Below are 14,211 nucleotides of genomic sequence, written 5' to 3' on the forward strand. Positions count from 1 at the left end.
CATGCTTGAATGATACAAAGCTGTTACACAGCTGTCATATGACTGTTATATAGAGCGCGTAGATGGCTGTTGACGCTTTTTCGTCATGTGTCTTTTACAACAGGGGCTGGTGCTCATGAACAAGATGATTTCCTCGACCGCAGCGCTCGCAATTGCTGCCGTATTGTCGGTTTCCGCAGCAAACGCGCGCGAACAGATTCAGGTTTCCGGTTCCTCGACCGTTTTGCCTTATGCCAAGATCGTTGCCGAAACCTTTGGTGAAACCTATCCGAACTTCAAGACGCCGGTTGTTGAATCGGGCGGCTCTGGCGCAGGCATCAAAGAATTCTGCAAGGGCGTTGGTGAAAACACCATCGATATTGCAAACGCATCGCGTCCGATGAAGGAAACGGAACTCAAGTCCTGCATCGACGCTGGCGTCAAGGACGTTCAGGAAGTCCGTTTCGGTTATGACGGTATCGTCTTTGCAACAGATGTAAACGGCCCGGACTGGAAGCTTACCCCGGTTGACCTTTATAAGGCACTTGCTGCCAAGGTTATTGTTGACGGCAAGCTCGTAGACAATCCAAACACCAAGTGGAATCAGGTCAATGCAGACCTGCCGGATTGGGACATTGCGGCTTATATCCCTGGCGAAAAGCATGGCACCCGCGAAGTTTTTGAAGAAAAGCTTCTTGCTGACGGCTGCAAAGAATCGGGCGCTCTTGAAGAAATCAAGAAGACCGGTCTTGATGACAAGGCCGCCGCTTCCGCCTGTATCGCTGTCCGCAAGGACGGCAGGGCTGTTGATATTGATGGCGATTACAGCGAAACGCTGGCACGTATCGGTTCCAACAAGCAGGGCGTTGGCGTTTTCGGCCTCTATTTCTTCGAAAACAATGCTGACAAGCTCAAGGTTGCCACTGTCAATGGCGTAACGCCATCGGCTGACACCGTTGCCTCGGGTGAATATCCGGTTTCGCGTCCGCTGTTCTTCTATGTGAAGAAGGCGCATCTGGGCGTCATTCCAGGCCTCAAGGAATATGTAGACTTCTTCCTGTCTGAACAGATGGTCGGCCCGGACGGCCCGCTTGCTGAATACGGTCTGGTTCCTGCGCCAGATGCAGAACGTGAAGCACAGCGCACTGCCTTCACCGAAGGCAAGGTTCTGGCAGTTAAGTAAGCTTTGAGCTGTGGAACGTGGGGATCATTGGCCCCCACGTTCTTTCTCTTTGGCGCTGGTTGGGTATGACAAGCGTATTCGCGTGGAAATAAGCTGGCTGTTTTATTGTATCGGTAAGCTGTTTCTGCATTTTTTGGGGCAACCGGGGAAATTGAATGTCCTTCTTTCTGGTTCTCGTCAGTGTCGTTGCAATCGGACTGATCGGATTCTTCATAGGTCGTCAGCGCGCCGTTGCAATTGACAAGGCGCAGCCTGCCAGGTCCGCAGGTGCAAATGCAGAGAAAATGCATTCCCGCCCGCTTTATCATGGCTGGTGGGTTTTCCTCGTTTCCGCGTTACCGGCAGTGCTGTTTCTGGCGGTTTGGGCGATCGGCACATCCGTTTATCTTGATCACACCGCGACAGCACAAATGCCTGCCGCCGTTGAAGATGGTTCATATTCCGAGCGCAGTCTGCAGCTCAGCATGATCCGCAGTCTCTCCGATGGCATGCAGAAGCTGACGCCTGCTGAAATCGACAGTTTCCCGCAGACTTACAAGGAAGCGCGCGACGTGCTCGGCTCGAAGGGCGTGGCGCTTGCAACCGAAGGTCAGGACTATATGGTCCCGGTTGCTCTGTTCCTTGATAAGGCAAACAAGGTTTCCCATACGCTTGGCAGCGCAATTGCTCTGGTTATCGCGGTTGCTGGCCTGATTTTCGGTCTTTCCGGCATCAAGCGCCGCACACGGGCCCGCAACAATGTCGAGCGCATCGTCTTGTGGGGGCTGATTGCTGCGTCCGGCATCGCAATTCTCACAACCATCGGCATCGTTTTCTCTGTGCTGTTTCAGACTGTGAGCTTCTTCCAGTCGGTTGCTCCGATGGACTTCTTCTTTGGCACCGTGTGGGACCCACGCTTTGCAGCCGCAGGTTCGGGTGGTGAAGTCGGGCAGTTCGGTCTGATCCCGCTTCTGGCCGGTACACTCTATATTGCTTTTGTTGCCATGCTGTTTGCTGTGCCGGTTGGCCTGTTCTCGGCGATCTATATGGCTGAATATGCCTCGCCGCGTGTGCGTACTGTGGTCAAGCCGGTGCTAGAACTTCTGGCCGGTATCCCGACCATTGTTTATGGCTTCTTCGCTCTGATTACGGTTGGCCCGTTCCTGCGTGATCTCTCGGCGGCCATTGCGGGCGGTCAGGGCTTCATCATGGCGCAGAGTGTGCTGACCGCTGGTCTGGTCATGGGCGTGATGCTGATCCCGTTCGTGTCGTCGCTTTCCGATGATATTATCACCGCGGTGCCGCGCTCGCTGCGTGATGGCTCGCTTGGCCTTGGCGCCACGCGCTCCGAGACAATCAAGCGTGTCGTTCTGCCAGCAGCGCTTCCCGGTATTGTCGGCGCCCTTTTGATGACAGCCTCGCGTGCGATTGGTGAAACCATGATCGTGGTGCTTGCAGCCGGTGTTGCCGCCCGCCTGAGTGCCAATCCTTTTGAAGCCATGACGACGATCACTGTCAAAATCGTCAGTCAGCTCACGGGCGATCTTGAATTCGATTCGCCGCAAACGCTGGTTGCCTTTGCGCTGGGTATTACCCTCTTTGTCCTGACGCTGATCATGAACATCTTTGCGCTCTACATCGTTCGCAAGTACCGGGAGCAGTACGAATAATGACCGATTCAACTCTCAATGCCGGCACTGCGGTAACAAAGCCCCAGCGCCGCGATATCGGGATCAAGCGTCGCTACGCTGCCGAACGCCGCTTCCGCCTCTATGGCATCCTCGCCATTGCGATTGGCGTGTTCTTCCTCTTCGCGCTTTTGTTCTCGGTTTTCTCGAAGGGCTATACAGCCTTTGGACAGACGACGATTTACCTGCCCGTTAAGCTTGATGCGCAGGTTATCGATCCGGGTAACAAACTGGCAACCGATCCGAATGTGCTGATCACGGCCAATTATCCGCTTCTGGTGCGCAATGCATTGGCGGAAAAACTCGGTGTAGCATCCACAAATCGCGCAGAAATGCGCGAAGTCGGACGCTTCTTCTCCGATGGTGTCCGCGTTCAGCTTCGCCAGATGGTGATGGACAATCCATCGCTGATTGGCACAACGCAGATCGTTCCCGTACTCGCTGCCGCTGATATTGATTCTGCCTATAAGGGCCAGATTGATCTCTCGGTGCCTGAGGCAAACCGCAAGGTTTCCGACCGTCAGTTTGCATGGATCAAGAAGCTGAGCGATGAAGGGATCATGAGCGAGGCTTTCAACTGGGGCCTGTTCACCAATGGTGCGTCCAGCCGTCCGGAAACTTCGGGTCTGGGTGTTGCGCTGGTCGGTTCCTTCTACATGATGATGATCGTGCTGGTGCTCGCACTGCCCATCGGTGTGGCTGCTTCGATTTATCTCGAAGAATATGCCAAGAAGAACCGCCTGACCGACCTTATTGAAGTCAACATCAACAATCTGGCGGCTGTGCCATCGATTGTCTTCGGTCTGCTCGGTCTTGCAGTCTTCATCAACTTCTTCAATCTGCCGCGTTCGGCGTCGATTGTGGGTGGTCTGGTGCTCACATTGATGACGCTTCCAACCATCATCATTGCAACGCGCTCTGCCCTTCGTGCCGTGCCGCCATCGATCCGCTCTGCTGCGCTTGGTCTTGGTGCATCCAAGACACAGATGGTGTTCCATCATGTGTTGCCGCTTGCCGCGCCCGGCATTTTGACCGGTACAATTATCGGCCTTGCGCAGGCACTGGGTGAAACAGCTCCGCTGCTGCTGATCGGTATGGTGGCTTTCGTTGCCAACATGCCAGCAACCCCGATGGATCCTGCAACGGCGCTGCCTGTGCAGATTTTCATGTGGGCCAATGAAGCCGAGCGTGCCTTTGTAGAACGGACATCAGGCGCTATTATCGTCCTGCTCCTGTTCCTCGCCGTCATGAACATTGCAGCAATTATTCTGCGCCGCCGCTTCGAGCGCCGCTGGTAAACGGGAGAGAAATGATGAATCTCATGACTGAACGATCTCTCGAAAAAGCCGTAGGAGAAAAAATGAACACCAACGCCCCTTCGATTAAAATGCGTGGCGACAAGGTCTGTGTGTTCTATGGCGAAAAACAGGCACTGTTCGAAGTCGATTTGGACGTGCCCGAAAAGATGGTCACTGCGCTGATCGGCCCATCGGGCTGTGGCAAGTCGACCTTCCTGCGTTCGCTCAACCGCATGAACGATACGATCGAAGGCTGCCGCATTGCTGGCAAGATCACGCTGGACAACGAAGACATTTACGATCCTAAGATCGACGTTGTTGAATTGCGCGCCCGCGTCGGCATGGTGTTCCAGAAGCCCAATCCGTTTCCGAAATCGATCTTTGAAAACGTTGCCTATGGTCCGCGTATCCATGGCCTTGCCCGCAACAAGACCGATCTCGAAGAAATCGTGGTCACAAGCCTCAAGAAGGCCAGCCTTTTTGAAGAGGTCAAAGATCGTCTGCATGATGCAGGCACAGGTCTTTCCGGTGGTCAGCAGCAGCGTCTGTGCATTGCACGTGCCATTGCTGTGAGCCCTGAAGTGATCCTGATGGACGAGCCGTGCTCGGCCCTTGATCCGATTGCAACCGCCAAGGTTGAAGAGCTGATCGACGAATTGCGCCAGAACTACACCATCGTCATCGTGACCCACTCCATGCAGCAGGCAGCACGCGTTTCGCAGCGCACTGCCATGTTCCATCTGGGCAATCTGGTGGAAGTGGGCGACACGGATGTGATGTTCACCGCACCGACCGAAAAACGCACCCAGGACTATATCACCGGTCGTTTTGGCTAAGGAATATTTCAGCAAAAGCGAGAGCCGGTTCGGTTCCGCTTCCCTGCCACCTTTACTTTGAGGTCTATTATGGCGTCCCAGCACACCGTTAGCGCATATGACGAAGAACTTCAGTTCCTGACCCACAAGATTGCGGAAATGGGCGGTCATGCCGAACGCATGGTCGAGCAGTCCGTTGCAGCGATTGTCAATGCCGACAACGCGCTGGCACAGCGCGTCATTTCCGATGATCTTATTCTCGATGCCAGCGAACGCGAGATCGACGACAAGGCTGTGATGATCATTGCCAAGCGCCAGCCAATGGCGGTGGATCTGCGCGAAATCATCGGCTCAATCCGCATCTCTGCCGATCTGGAGCGCGTGGGCGATCTGGGCAAGAATATTGCCAAGCGTGTTGCCGCCGTTTCGGAATCGCGCCAGCCGGGCAAGCTTTATCGCGGCCTCGAAACCCTGGCTGAACTGGCGCTCACGCAGCTCAAAGACGTGCTTGATGCCTATGCAACGCGTTCGGTCCAGCAGATCAATATCGTGCGTGATCGCGATGACGAAATTGACGCGATGTACACCTCGCTGTTCCGCGAATTGCTGACTTATATGATGGAAGATCCGCGCAACATTTCTGCCTGCACGCATCTTCTGTTCTGCGCCAAAAATATCGAGCGCATTGGCGATCATGCGACCAATATTGCGGAGACGGTCTATTATATCGTGACTGGCCTGCAAATGCCTGCGGAACGCCCGAAAGAAGATCTGAGCCACGGCATTGTCGTGGATGAGGCGCGTAAACCCTGAAAACGTGGCTTGCCGTAGCAGTGCGACGAGCCATTTCAAATATGTATGAAGGCGCGGCGGCACGCGGTCGAACGGGGGAATTGCATTTGTCGCTACGCTTAACCCGATAGGAAACTCTGCATGTCACAGGCACCCAAGATTGCTGTGGTCGAAGACGAAGAAGCGCTGAGCGTGCTGTTGCGCTATAATCTCGAAGCCGAAGGCTACCACGTCGATACAATATTGCGTGGCGATGAAGCCGAGATTGCACTGCGTGAAAACGTACCGGATCTGCTTATTCTTGATTGGATGCTGCCGGGCGTATCCGGCATTGAACTGTGCCGCCGTCTGCGCCAGTGGCCAGAGACGGAGCGCCTGCCGGTCATCATGTTGACGGCGCGCGGCGAAGAAAGCGAACGCGTTCGGGGCTTGAGTGTGGGTGCCGATGATTATGTGGTGAAGCCTTTTTCGACACCGGAACTGCTCGCCCGCGTTAAAGCCATGCTGCGCCGCGCCAATCCAAGCGTGCTTTCGCATGTGCTGAAAGTCGGAGAGCTTGTGCTCGACCGTCAGCAGCATCGCGTCTATCGAAAGGAAAAAGAAATCCGCCTGGGGCCGACAGAGTTTCGTCTGCTCGAATATTTCATGATGTCGCCGGGCCGCGTCTTCTCGCGCAGTCAGCTGCTGGATGGTGTCTGGGGACCGGATATTTATGTCGATGACCGCACGGTGGATGTGCATGTCGGACGTCTGCGCAAGGCCATTAATCTCGGTCGCGCGCTTGATCCGATCCGCACGGTGCGCGGCGCGGGCTATTCCTTTGGATAGCCGTTCAGGCATCCTCAAATGTGTATATTGGCATCTCGCTGCTTGAAAAAAGCGGCGAGATTTTTGTTTGGTGAGAGGCTTTCTGCCTCACCCATAACAACAGCCGATTCGGAAATTATGGCCTTTGGCAGCGCCGGAATGGCCCTTCTCACGCGATATTACAGTTTTGTCGATAAAGTTGAAGGCGCTTATTTGGCGTGGTGAAAACAGCGTTTTCGACGTGCTTTTTTGGCCCAAAATTCCGATTGCTAAAAACTTGAAAGAAAATGGGAATTGGGGCGCTGATGTGACTTGTCTGTAACCAGATTGAATCGCGTTAAATCAATACCTTATAAGAATTGACGGGTCTCATTAAGGATTTATTAATATATTTGAAGGGTTTGCAGCAAAATTCAAGCTTATGATTCAAGTTGATTTCATCATCATCCTGTTGGTGACGTGGATTTTGAAATTTGACCCTTTGCCTTTTTTTGGCCTAAAAATTCAAAAACCTTGTAGTCGATGCGTAACTGCAAAACAGTCGATTTTTGATTTTCGTTCTATTTGGCTTTGCATCATAGCCGGTTTTGCAAGCGCCTATGCGGCGCGTATGACAGGCTGGATCAGGTAAGGGGTCTAATTATGAGATTTGTCCGTTGACGCGCGCTGGTAAATGGAAATGGCCTGTTGTTATCGGGTTGCTCGTAGCACCGTTTTTGGTGACGGGCTGCACGACGACAGGCGGAACAACCAAGGCCAAGACGGAAAAGACAGCGGCAACCAGCCACGTCAAGACCGTCAATGGCGTTAAGACTTTCACCTACACTGCCAGAGACCGCGAGTGCCTTGAGCGCGCGATGTTCTTTGAATCAAACCGCTCAAGCCCGGATGGTTTGATGGCTGTCGGTACAGTTGTGATGAACCGCCTTGCATCGGGCAGCTATCCCGACACAATCTGTGGCGTTGTGGGGCAGAAAAACCAGTTTGCGCCCGGTGTTTTGAGCCGCAAGATGAATTCCAAGGCAATGCCGGATGTTGAGGCCGCAGCCGATGCCGTTCTCAAGGGCAAGCGTCATCCAAAGCTGAAAAACGCGATGTTCTTCCACACGGCGGGCCTCAAGTTCCCCTATCGCAACATGCATTATGTGCTGGTTGCAGGCGGAAACTCTTTCTATGAAAAGCGTGGCCGCGATGGTGCGTTGGAGAATCCTGTTCCGCAGATACCTTACAATTTGGCCTATGTATCAACACCACAGTCGCCTTCCATGCCCGATGGCCCGTTCTATAACGTGACATCGCAGCAGGATGTTCCTGTTCCGCAGGCGCAGCCAACTGTTCAGGTTGCTCTGGCCGAAGCAGCTAACAGCGTTGAAGCGCGGCAGAATGATGGTTCGGGCCCACAGGCTCGTGGCAACCGGCTCGCGACCCTTCCTGTGAAGCCAGCTGAAAAGCCGGCTGTGATGCAGGTGGCAAGCTATCAGCCGACATTTGATGAAACGGCGCCAAACGTTCAAAATGTGTCACTTGGATATGCGGCTGACAAAAAGCACGTCGATGCAATCGGCGCGATGCTTCTGTCGCAGGAACGCCCGGAAGCACCGCTCTAACAAGAGCTTGAGATGTAAAAAGCGCCCTTAGCGGGCGCTTTTTTATTTGACGGGCACTGCAACGGGAACTGGCTGATAAATCACCATCGGTCCATCGTAGAAATCAGCTCTGTTTTGCCATGCACGACTGTCTGCGCGGCGGTCGAGATCAAGCCGCATCATACAATTTGCAAAAGCATCGGTCCTTTGTTTGAAACCATAATTGCGGCAGGTCTGTTCATCTGCCGCACGGCGCTGTTCCGGTGTCATGGTCTGACAGCCTGCGAGCAGTCCCGCCAGACCGAGGATAAGAAGCACAGTTTTCTTCATGAAGTTGCTCTCGTAAAATCAAAAAATTATCGACCGCTATAAGAATATAGCGCAGTTGCAGGAAAAAGAGTGGTGAAATTAAGGGCTCTGATACACTGCCGCTGATTCTTTCAAACACGAGGTTTGCAGCCCTATGGCAATTGACAATAACGCTCCCGTCATCGATCCGGTAAAACTCGAACGTCTGGCCGAAGTTGCCGTGCGTGTGGGCCTGCAATTGCGCGAAGGACAGGACCTTGTCATCACGGCGCCCGTTGTTGCTCTGCCGCTGGTACGCCTGATTGCAAAACATGCCTATAAAGCAGGCGCGGGTCTTGTCACGCCGTTTTTCTCAGATGATGCAATCGCGCTGGCACGGTATGAAAATGCAAGCGATGAAAGCTTTGATCGTGCAGCCGACTGGCTCTATGAAGGCATGGCAAAAGCCTATGCCAATGGGGCGGCCCGTCTTGCCATTGCAGCCGATAATCCGATGCTGCTGTCGGCGCAGGATGCATCAAAGGTTTCGCGCGCCAATCGCGCCAATTCCAAAGCCTATCAGCCAGCACTCGAAAAGATTGCCGGTTTTGACATCAACTGGAACATCATTTCCTATCCGAACCCGGAATGGGCCAAGCTGATGTTTCCGAATGAAACGGAAAATGTTGCGACCCGCAAGCTGGCGGATGCGATCTTTGCAGCCTCCCGCGTTGATGTCGATGACCCGGTCGGGGCATGGGCCGCACACAATGCAGCGCTGCGCACCCGCACGCGTTTTCTGAATGCAAAGGCCTATAGTGCGCTGCGTTTTCAGGGTCCGGGTACCGACCTGACGGTCGGTCTCGCCGACGGCCACGAATGGCATGGTGGCGCATCGACGGCAAAGAATGGCGTTACCTGCAATCCGAATATCCCGACCGAAGAAGTCTTTACCACGCCCCATGCGTTGCGCGTTGAAGGCCATGTATCGAGCACCAAGCCATTGTCGCATCAGGGAACATTGATCGACAATATTTCGGTGCGCTTTGAAGGCGGCCGCATTGTCGAGGCCAAGGCAAGCCGTGGCGAAGAAGTGCTCAACAAGGTGCTGGATACCGATGAAGGCGCACGTCGCCTGGGCGAAGTGGCGCTTGTTCCGCATTCCTCACCGATCTCGCAGAGCGGGCTGTTGTTCTATAACACGCTGTTTGATGAAAATGCTGCGAGCCATATCGCGCTCGGCCAGTGCTATTCGAAATGTTTTGTTGATGGCGCAAAGCTGACGCCAGAACAGATCAAAGCGCAGGGCGGCAATTCGAGCCTCATTCACATCGACTGGATGATCGGATCTGACAAGATTGACGTTGATGGCGTCAATGCAGATGGCAGCCGCGAGCCTGTGATGCGTGGCGGCGAATGGGCTAATTAACTGTTGCAAATGAAAAGCCCGGCTTAGAGCCGGGCTTTTTATAGGTCTTTAGAGCACTAAAATCAGTTTTTTTCCTGAACATGGGCTTCCAGGAACCACAGCGCCTTGTCGAGACTGCGCGATGCAGCAGTGAAAATGTCTGCGGTCGTGTCATCACCTGCTTCATCAGCATCTTTAATCGACTGGCGCACAAGATTGGCGACATCGCCATAACGCTCGATCAGTGCGTTCAGGTGGTCGTGCACAGCGTAAATATCGGTCGGATAGGCTTTAAGCTTGGAGTCTTTTGCGACAACCTGCGTCGTGCCATAGGCGGTGCCGCCAAGCTGCACGGCGCGTTCTGCAATTGTGTCCACATGACCGTCAAGATCGGCACGGAACGTGTCGAGCAATTCATGCACGGCGATAAACTGAGGCCCCTTGAGGTTCCAGTGCGCCTGCTTGGTGATGAGGGCAAGATCGATGGTCGCAGCCAGATTTTCATTCAGCAGCGCAATCATCGTGGTCTTTGTATTGGAGGGAAGATCGTTGCGGGTTGCATGCATCGACTTCTTGGACATTTTATCCTCATATCCTTTGCACGATCCGGCTTTTTCCAACGGTTGAGAAACCGCTGTTGAAAAACAGATTTGTTTTCTGAAACCGGTCCCGCCAGATCTCAATGAAAGGCCGGTTCAGGGATACGAAATTGAAAATTGCCCCGCATCCTCAATTTTAACGCCGTGCATGGCGTTTTGTTCCGAAAATATGTAGTAATTTTCGCAAGATTCATGTGTTTTGCTTGTCGCAAGCCGATTTCTGATTTACCCGATGGCTCATGAAGATACTTGCCCTTGATACCGCCTCTTCCTGGTGTGCTGCCGCAGTCTATGATTCGCGCACGGATAGGGTTCTTGCCAAAATAAGCGAGAATATCGGAAAAGGTCATGCCGAAGTTTTGATGGACTATATCGGGCGCGTGATGGAGCAATCCGGTATTGCCATGACTGAACTTGATCGCGTGGCGGTCAATGTCGGTCCCGGATCATTTACCGGCGTGCGCATTGGTGTGTCTGCGGCACGCGGTTTTGCACTGGCTCTTGGCCGTCCGGCTATGGGCATCAGCGCCTTTGATGCGCTTGCCGCTGAAGTAGCGCTCAGCCAGCCGGGACAGCCGGTTCTGGTGCTGCTTGAAGCGCATCGCGGTGAAATTTACGCGCAGGCCTTTGGTGGTGATGCGGTGGCCACAACCGGGCCAGTGGTGCTCGCGCGTGACGAAGCGCTGACGCTTATTCAGCAACAGCCGTCTGAAACGGTTCTGGCTGGCTCGGCTGCTGCTGCGCTCAATGAAATTCTGGCTGGCACATTCAGTGTCGTGCGCCTTGAGCCAACGGGTCAAATCGGCACGTATGCAAAGCTTGCAGCCATCGGCGCGCCGGGTGAAGCACCAAAGCCGCTCTATATGCGCGGACCGGATGTGAAGCCACAAACCGGATTTGCCTTGCCGCGCAGGGCGGACGGGGATGCGCGGTGATGGGACTTTCGTTTCTGCGCTTCGGTAGCAAACCCGTTTCGGTGGAAAAGCTTGATGTTCATGACAGCGGCGAAATTCAAAGAGTTCATGCGCTTTCCTTCCATCACGCATGGAGTTCGGACGATTTCCGTTCGCTGATCGCGCAGGATAGCGTTTTTGGCTTTGTGGCGCGGCCCGAAGGCAAGCCGGGCAAGGCGTGTGGCTTTGTGCTGGCGCGGCTCGTTGCCGGTGAGGCGGAAATTCTCACCATTGCGGTTTCCAATGCGGTGCGCAAGCAGGGCATCGGCCATGCGTTGATGGATGCCGTGCTGCGCTATCTCTATCAGGAGCGCGCCGAGACGCTGTTTCTGGAAGTCGATGAAAACAATGTCGCAGCACTGGCTCTTTATCGCCGCATGGGGTTCAACAAGGTCGGTGATCGCCCTGCCTATTATGAAACGGCCAATGGCCGTTCTTCGGCTTTCATTCTGCGCCGCGATCTGGTGAGGCCGCAATGATCGGTGCCATCCGCATTATTCTGGTTGTTGCAGCCATGGTGGCGCTCAGCCTGTCGCTCATTCCGGTGCAATATGTGTTTTTGAAACTCAAAAACACATGGAAGCGACGGCTTCCGAATTTCTTCCATCGTATCATTGCGCGCCTGCTCGGTTTCCGCATTACAATCGTCGGCGAGATGCCGGAAGGCCGGCCGTTGCTTCTGGTTGCCAATCACGCATCGTGGAGCGATATTGTCGTGCTTTCGGCTGCGGGGCAGGTGTCTTTCATTGCCAAATCACAAGTCAGAAGCTGGCCGGTATTTGGCTTCTTTGCCGTGTTGCAGCGCACGGTGTTTGTCGAGCGTGAACGGCGCGGCAAGACCGGCGAACAAACCTCTGACATTGCAAAACGTCTGGCTGATGGTGACGCCATGGTGCTGTTTCCCGAAGGAACGACATCGGATGGCAATCGTGTGCTGCCGTTCAAGACCGCACTTTTTGGCGCAGCCCATACCGCAATCCGGGAAGCGGGCGTGCCGGAAGTCATCGTGCAGCCGGTCGCTATTGCCTATACCGGCGTGCATGGCATGGCGATGGGCCGATACCATCGCCCGATTGCTTCATGGCCGGGCGATGTTCAGCTGATGCCGCATCTCAAAGGCATTCTGCGCGAAGGTGCCATTGATGTTGAAATACGTTTTGGCGAGCCGATTGTGGTCACCGCCGAAACGGACCGCAAGGCGCTGGCGCGCACCATGGAGAACCGGGTGAGGGCGTTGTTGCAGACCTCGCTGCTCGGGCGCGAAATCGCGGAAGATTAAAGCATTTCCAGCAAAAGTGCGGAGCGATTTTGCGTGGGATAATGCGATAAAAACAAAGAGATTTAGCATTCCCTATGATTCATTCTAAATAGGAAATGCTCTGAGAGTGTTAGTTTGTCGCCTTCCAAAGCAGCGATAAAGACGCTAGATAGCCGCGCATGAGCGAAAATATGACCGATATCAAGACAAACCCGAATGGCAGCAACACGCGTAAGGTTTTTGTAAAAACCTATGGCTGCCAGATGAATGTCTACGACAGCCAGCGCATGGCCGACAGCCTTGCCGCTGAGGGCTATGTTGCGACTGACACGCCCGATGATGCCGATCTGGTTTTGCTCAACACCTGCCATATTCGTGAAAAGGCATCGGAAAAGCTTTATTCTGCGCTGGGTCGGCTGCGCAAGATGAAGGATGCACGCGGACCAAATGGCAAGGAACTGACAATCGGCGTTGCCGGTTGTGTGGCGCAGGCCGAGGGGCAGGAAATTCTGCGCCGTGCGCCCAATGTCGATCTGGTGATCGGACCGCAGACCTATCACCGCCTGCCGGATGCGCTTGCGCGTGTGCGTGGCGGCGAAAAAGTCGTCGAAACCGAATATGCGATCGAAGACAAATTCGAGCACCTGCCAGCACCCAAGCGCGAAGAAACCCGCAAGCGCGGCGTTTCAGCCTTTCTTACGGTGCAGGAAGGTTGTGACAAGTTTTGCACGTTCTGTGTGGTGCCTTATACGCGCGGTTCGGAAGTCTCGCGCAGTGTGGCGCAGATTGTGGCCGAGGCCGAACGCCTTGCTGACAGCGGCGTGCGCGAACTGACCCTTCTGGGTCAGAATGTGAATGCGTGGCATGGCAAAGGCGATGATGGCCGCGAATGGGGGCTTGGCGAGTTGCTGTTCCGCCTTGCACGCATTCCCGGTGTGGCACGTCTGCGGTATACGACCAGCCACCCGCGCGATATGGATGATACACTGATCGCAGCGCATCGTGATTTGCGCCAGCTGATGCCTTATTTGCATCTGCCTGTTCAGGCGGGTTCGGATCGTATTCTCAAGGCGATGAACCGTCGCCACAAGGCCGATGAATATATCCGTCTGGTTGAGCGTATCCGTGAAGTGCGCCCCGATATGGCGCTTTCGGGTGATTTTATCGTTGGCTTCCCCGGCGAAACCGATCAGGATTTTGAAGATACGATGCGGCTGGTGCGTGAAGTGCATTATGCGCAGGCCTATTCATTCAAATATTCGCCGCGTCCGGGCACGCCGGGTGCCGATCTTCCCGATCATGTTGACGAAGCGGTCAAGGATGAGCGCCTTCAACGGCTTCAGGCATTGCTCAACGAACAGCAATATGCGTTTCAGGATTCGCTGGTCGGTCGCGAAATGGAGGTGCTTCTGGAAAAGCCGGGCCGCTTCGAGCGCCAGATGGTTGGCCGTTCGCCTTGGCTTCTGCCAGCAATCATCGATGACAATGACGATCAGGTTGGTGAAATCATCCGCGTAAAAATTACGGGGACTGGTACCAATAGTCTTATTGCGCAAAAGCGCGTCTAAGCGCATGATG

At 54.3% G+C, this 14,211-nt stretch carries 14 protein-coding genes; 12 read left to right on the forward strand and 2 right to left on the reverse strand.

What is annotated here, in order from left to right; all coding sequences use genetic code 11:
- Nucleotides 1-115 precede the first annotated feature (115 nt).
- The 7 genes from ABE527_RS00445 to ABE527_RS00475 all read left to right on the forward strand — a co-directional run bounded on the left by ABE527_RS00445 (nt 116) and on the right by ABE527_RS00475 (nt 8,148).
- On the forward strand, nt 116-1,162 hold the full coding sequence (locus ABE527_RS00445; protein ID WP_265982522.1) for a PstS family phosphate ABC transporter substrate-binding protein: 1,047 nt from the start codon (nt 116-118) through the stop codon (nt 1,160-1,162).
- 155 nt (nt 1,163-1,317) lie between these two features.
- Nucleotides 1,318-2,811: a phosphate ABC transporter permease subunit PstC gene (pstC, locus tag ABE527_RS00450; RefSeq protein WP_265982524.1), complete on the forward strand. Its 1,494-nt coding sequence runs from the start codon at nt 1,318-1,320 to the stop codon at nt 2,809-2,811.
- Nucleotides 2,811-4,127: a phosphate ABC transporter permease PstA gene (pstA, locus tag ABE527_RS00455; RefSeq protein ID WP_499695788.1), complete on the forward strand. Its 1,317-nt coding sequence runs from the start codon at nt 2,811-2,813 to the stop codon at nt 4,125-4,127. Before pstC ends, pstA begins: the two co-directional genes overlap by 1 nt.
- Nucleotides 4,128-4,189: 62 nt before the next feature.
- The gene (gene pstB, locus ABE527_RS00460; protein WP_250039376.1) at nt 4,190-4,963 is read left to right on the forward strand and encodes a phosphate ABC transporter ATP-binding protein PstB; all 774 of its coding nucleotides are present in this window, start codon (nt 4,190-4,192) and stop codon (nt 4,961-4,963) included.
- A 69-nt stretch (nt 4,964-5,032) separates the two neighbouring features.
- The gene (gene phoU, locus ABE527_RS00465; RefSeq protein WP_499695789.1) at nt 5,033-5,755 is read left to right on the forward strand and encodes a phosphate signaling complex protein PhoU; all 723 of its coding nucleotides are present in this window, start codon (nt 5,033-5,035) and stop codon (nt 5,753-5,755) included.
- A gap of 120 nt (nt 5,756-5,875) precedes the next feature.
- On the forward strand, nt 5,876-6,562 hold the full coding sequence (gene phoB / locus ABE527_RS00470) for a phosphate regulon transcriptional regulator PhoB (RefSeq protein ID WP_094505949.1): 687 nt from the start codon (nt 5,876-5,878) through the stop codon (nt 6,560-6,562).
- Between the two features lie 635 nt (nt 6,563-7,197).
- Nucleotides 7,198-8,148, forward strand: coding sequence for a cell wall hydrolase (locus tag ABE527_RS00475; RefSeq protein WP_265982532.1), 951 nt, complete (start codon nt 7,198-7,200; stop codon nt 8,146-8,148).
- Nucleotides 8,149-8,190: 42 nt separating this feature from the next.
- On the opposite strand, the gene ABE527_RS00480 is transcribed toward ABE527_RS00475, so the two are convergent.
- Nucleotides 8,191-8,457 (reverse strand): hypothetical protein, encoded by a 267-nt coding sequence (locus tag ABE527_RS00480; RefSeq protein WP_265982533.1) that lies wholly within the window; start codon nt 8,455-8,457, stop codon nt 8,191-8,193.
- A 133-nt stretch (nt 8,458-8,590) separates the two neighbouring features.
- Here ABE527_RS00480 and ABE527_RS00485 point away from each other — a divergent pair, with 133 nt between their 5' ends.
- Nucleotides 8,591-9,844, forward strand: coding sequence for an aminopeptidase (locus ABE527_RS00485; RefSeq protein WP_499695790.1), 1,254 nt, complete (start codon nt 8,591-8,593; stop codon nt 9,842-9,844).
- Nucleotides 9,845-9,906: 62 nt separating this feature from the next.
- Here the strand turns inward: ABE527_RS00485 and dps are convergent, their stop codons facing one another.
- A complete protein-coding gene (gene dps, locus ABE527_RS00490; protein ID WP_499693232.1) occupies nt 9,907-10,404 on the reverse strand; it encodes a DNA starvation/stationary phase protection protein Dps in 498 nt (165 codons plus the stop codon).
- Nucleotides 10,405-10,661: 257 nt separating this feature from the next.
- Here dps and tsaB point away from each other — a divergent pair, with 257 nt between their 5' ends.
- From tsaB to miaB, 4 genes are all read left to right on the forward strand, one after another.
- Nucleotides 10,662-11,357 carry a tRNA (adenosine(37)-N6)-threonylcarbamoyltransferase complex dimerization subunit type 1 TsaB gene (gene tsaB, locus ABE527_RS00495; protein WP_499695791.1) on the forward strand — a complete coding sequence of 232 codons (696 nt, stop codon included), beginning with the start codon at nt 10,662-10,664 and terminating at the stop codon, nt 11,355-11,357.
- Entirely contained in the window at nt 11,354-11,854 is a 501-nt protein-coding gene (rimI, locus tag ABE527_RS00500) for a ribosomal protein S18-alanine N-acetyltransferase (RefSeq protein ID WP_265982537.1), read from the forward strand. Before tsaB ends, rimI begins: the two co-directional genes overlap by 4 nt.
- On the forward strand, nt 11,851-12,654 hold the full coding sequence (gene olsA / locus ABE527_RS00505) for a lyso-ornithine lipid O-acyltransferase (protein WP_499693233.1): 804 nt from the start codon (nt 11,851-11,853) through the stop codon (nt 12,652-12,654). The genes rimI and olsA overlap by 4 nt, the downstream gene beginning before the upstream one ends.
- Nucleotides 12,655-12,812: 158 nt before the next feature.
- Nucleotides 12,813-14,201, forward strand: a complete 1,389-nt coding sequence (miaB, locus tag ABE527_RS00510; RefSeq protein ID WP_499695792.1) for a tRNA (N6-isopentenyl adenosine(37)-C2)-methylthiotransferase MiaB — start codon at nt 12,813-12,815, stop codon at nt 14,199-14,201.
- Nucleotides 14,202-14,211 lie beyond the last annotated feature (10 nt).

This window comes from Brucella sp. TWI432, from assembly GCF_039674445.1.
Lineage (GTDB): Bacteria > Pseudomonadota > Alphaproteobacteria > Rhizobiales > Rhizobiaceae > Brucella > Brucella chromiisoli.

Excerpts from the sequence above, each read along its gene's own strand:
- phoB (WP_094505949.1), top strand. The coding sequence starts at position 5,876 with ATGTCACAGGCACCCAAGATTGCTGTGGTCGAAGACGAAGAAGCGCTG.
- olsA (WP_499693233.1), top strand. The coding sequence starts at position 11,851 with ATGATCGGTGCCATCCGCATTATTCTGGTTGTTGCAGCCATGGTGGCG.
- pstC (WP_265982524.1), top strand. The coding sequence starts at position 1,318 with ATGTCCTTCTTTCTGGTTCTCGTCAGTGTCGTTGCAATCGGACTGATC.
- pstB (WP_250039376.1), top strand. The coding sequence starts at position 4,190 with ATGAACACCAACGCCCCTTCGATTAAAATGCGTGGCGACAAGGTCTGT.
- tsaB (WP_499695791.1), top strand. The coding sequence starts at position 10,662 with ATGAAGATACTTGCCCTTGATACCGCCTCTTCCTGGTGTGCTGCCGCA.
- phoU (WP_499695789.1), top strand. The coding sequence starts at position 5,033 with ATGGCGTCCCAGCACACCGTTAGCGCATATGACGAAGAACTTCAGTTC.
- ABE527_RS00445 (WP_265982522.1), top strand. The coding sequence starts at position 116 with ATGAACAAGATGATTTCCTCGACCGCAGCGCTCGCAATTGCTGCCGTA.
- pstA (WP_499695788.1), top strand. The coding sequence starts at position 2,811 with ATGACCGATTCAACTCTCAATGCCGGCACTGCGGTAACAAAGCCCCAG.
- miaB (WP_499695792.1), top strand. The coding sequence starts at position 12,813 with ATGAGCGAAAATATGACCGATATCAAGACAAACCCGAATGGCAGCAAC.
- ABE527_RS00480 (WP_265982533.1), bottom strand. The coding sequence starts at position 8,457 with ATGAAGAAAACTGTGCTTCTTATCCTCGGTCTGGCGGGACTGCTCGCA.
- dps (WP_499693232.1), bottom strand. The coding sequence starts at position 10,404 with ATGTCCAAGAAGTCGATGCATGCAACCCGCAACGATCTTCCCTCCAAT.
- ABE527_RS00485 (WP_499695790.1), top strand. The coding sequence starts at position 8,591 with ATGGCAATTGACAATAACGCTCCCGTCATCGATCCGGTAAAACTCGAA.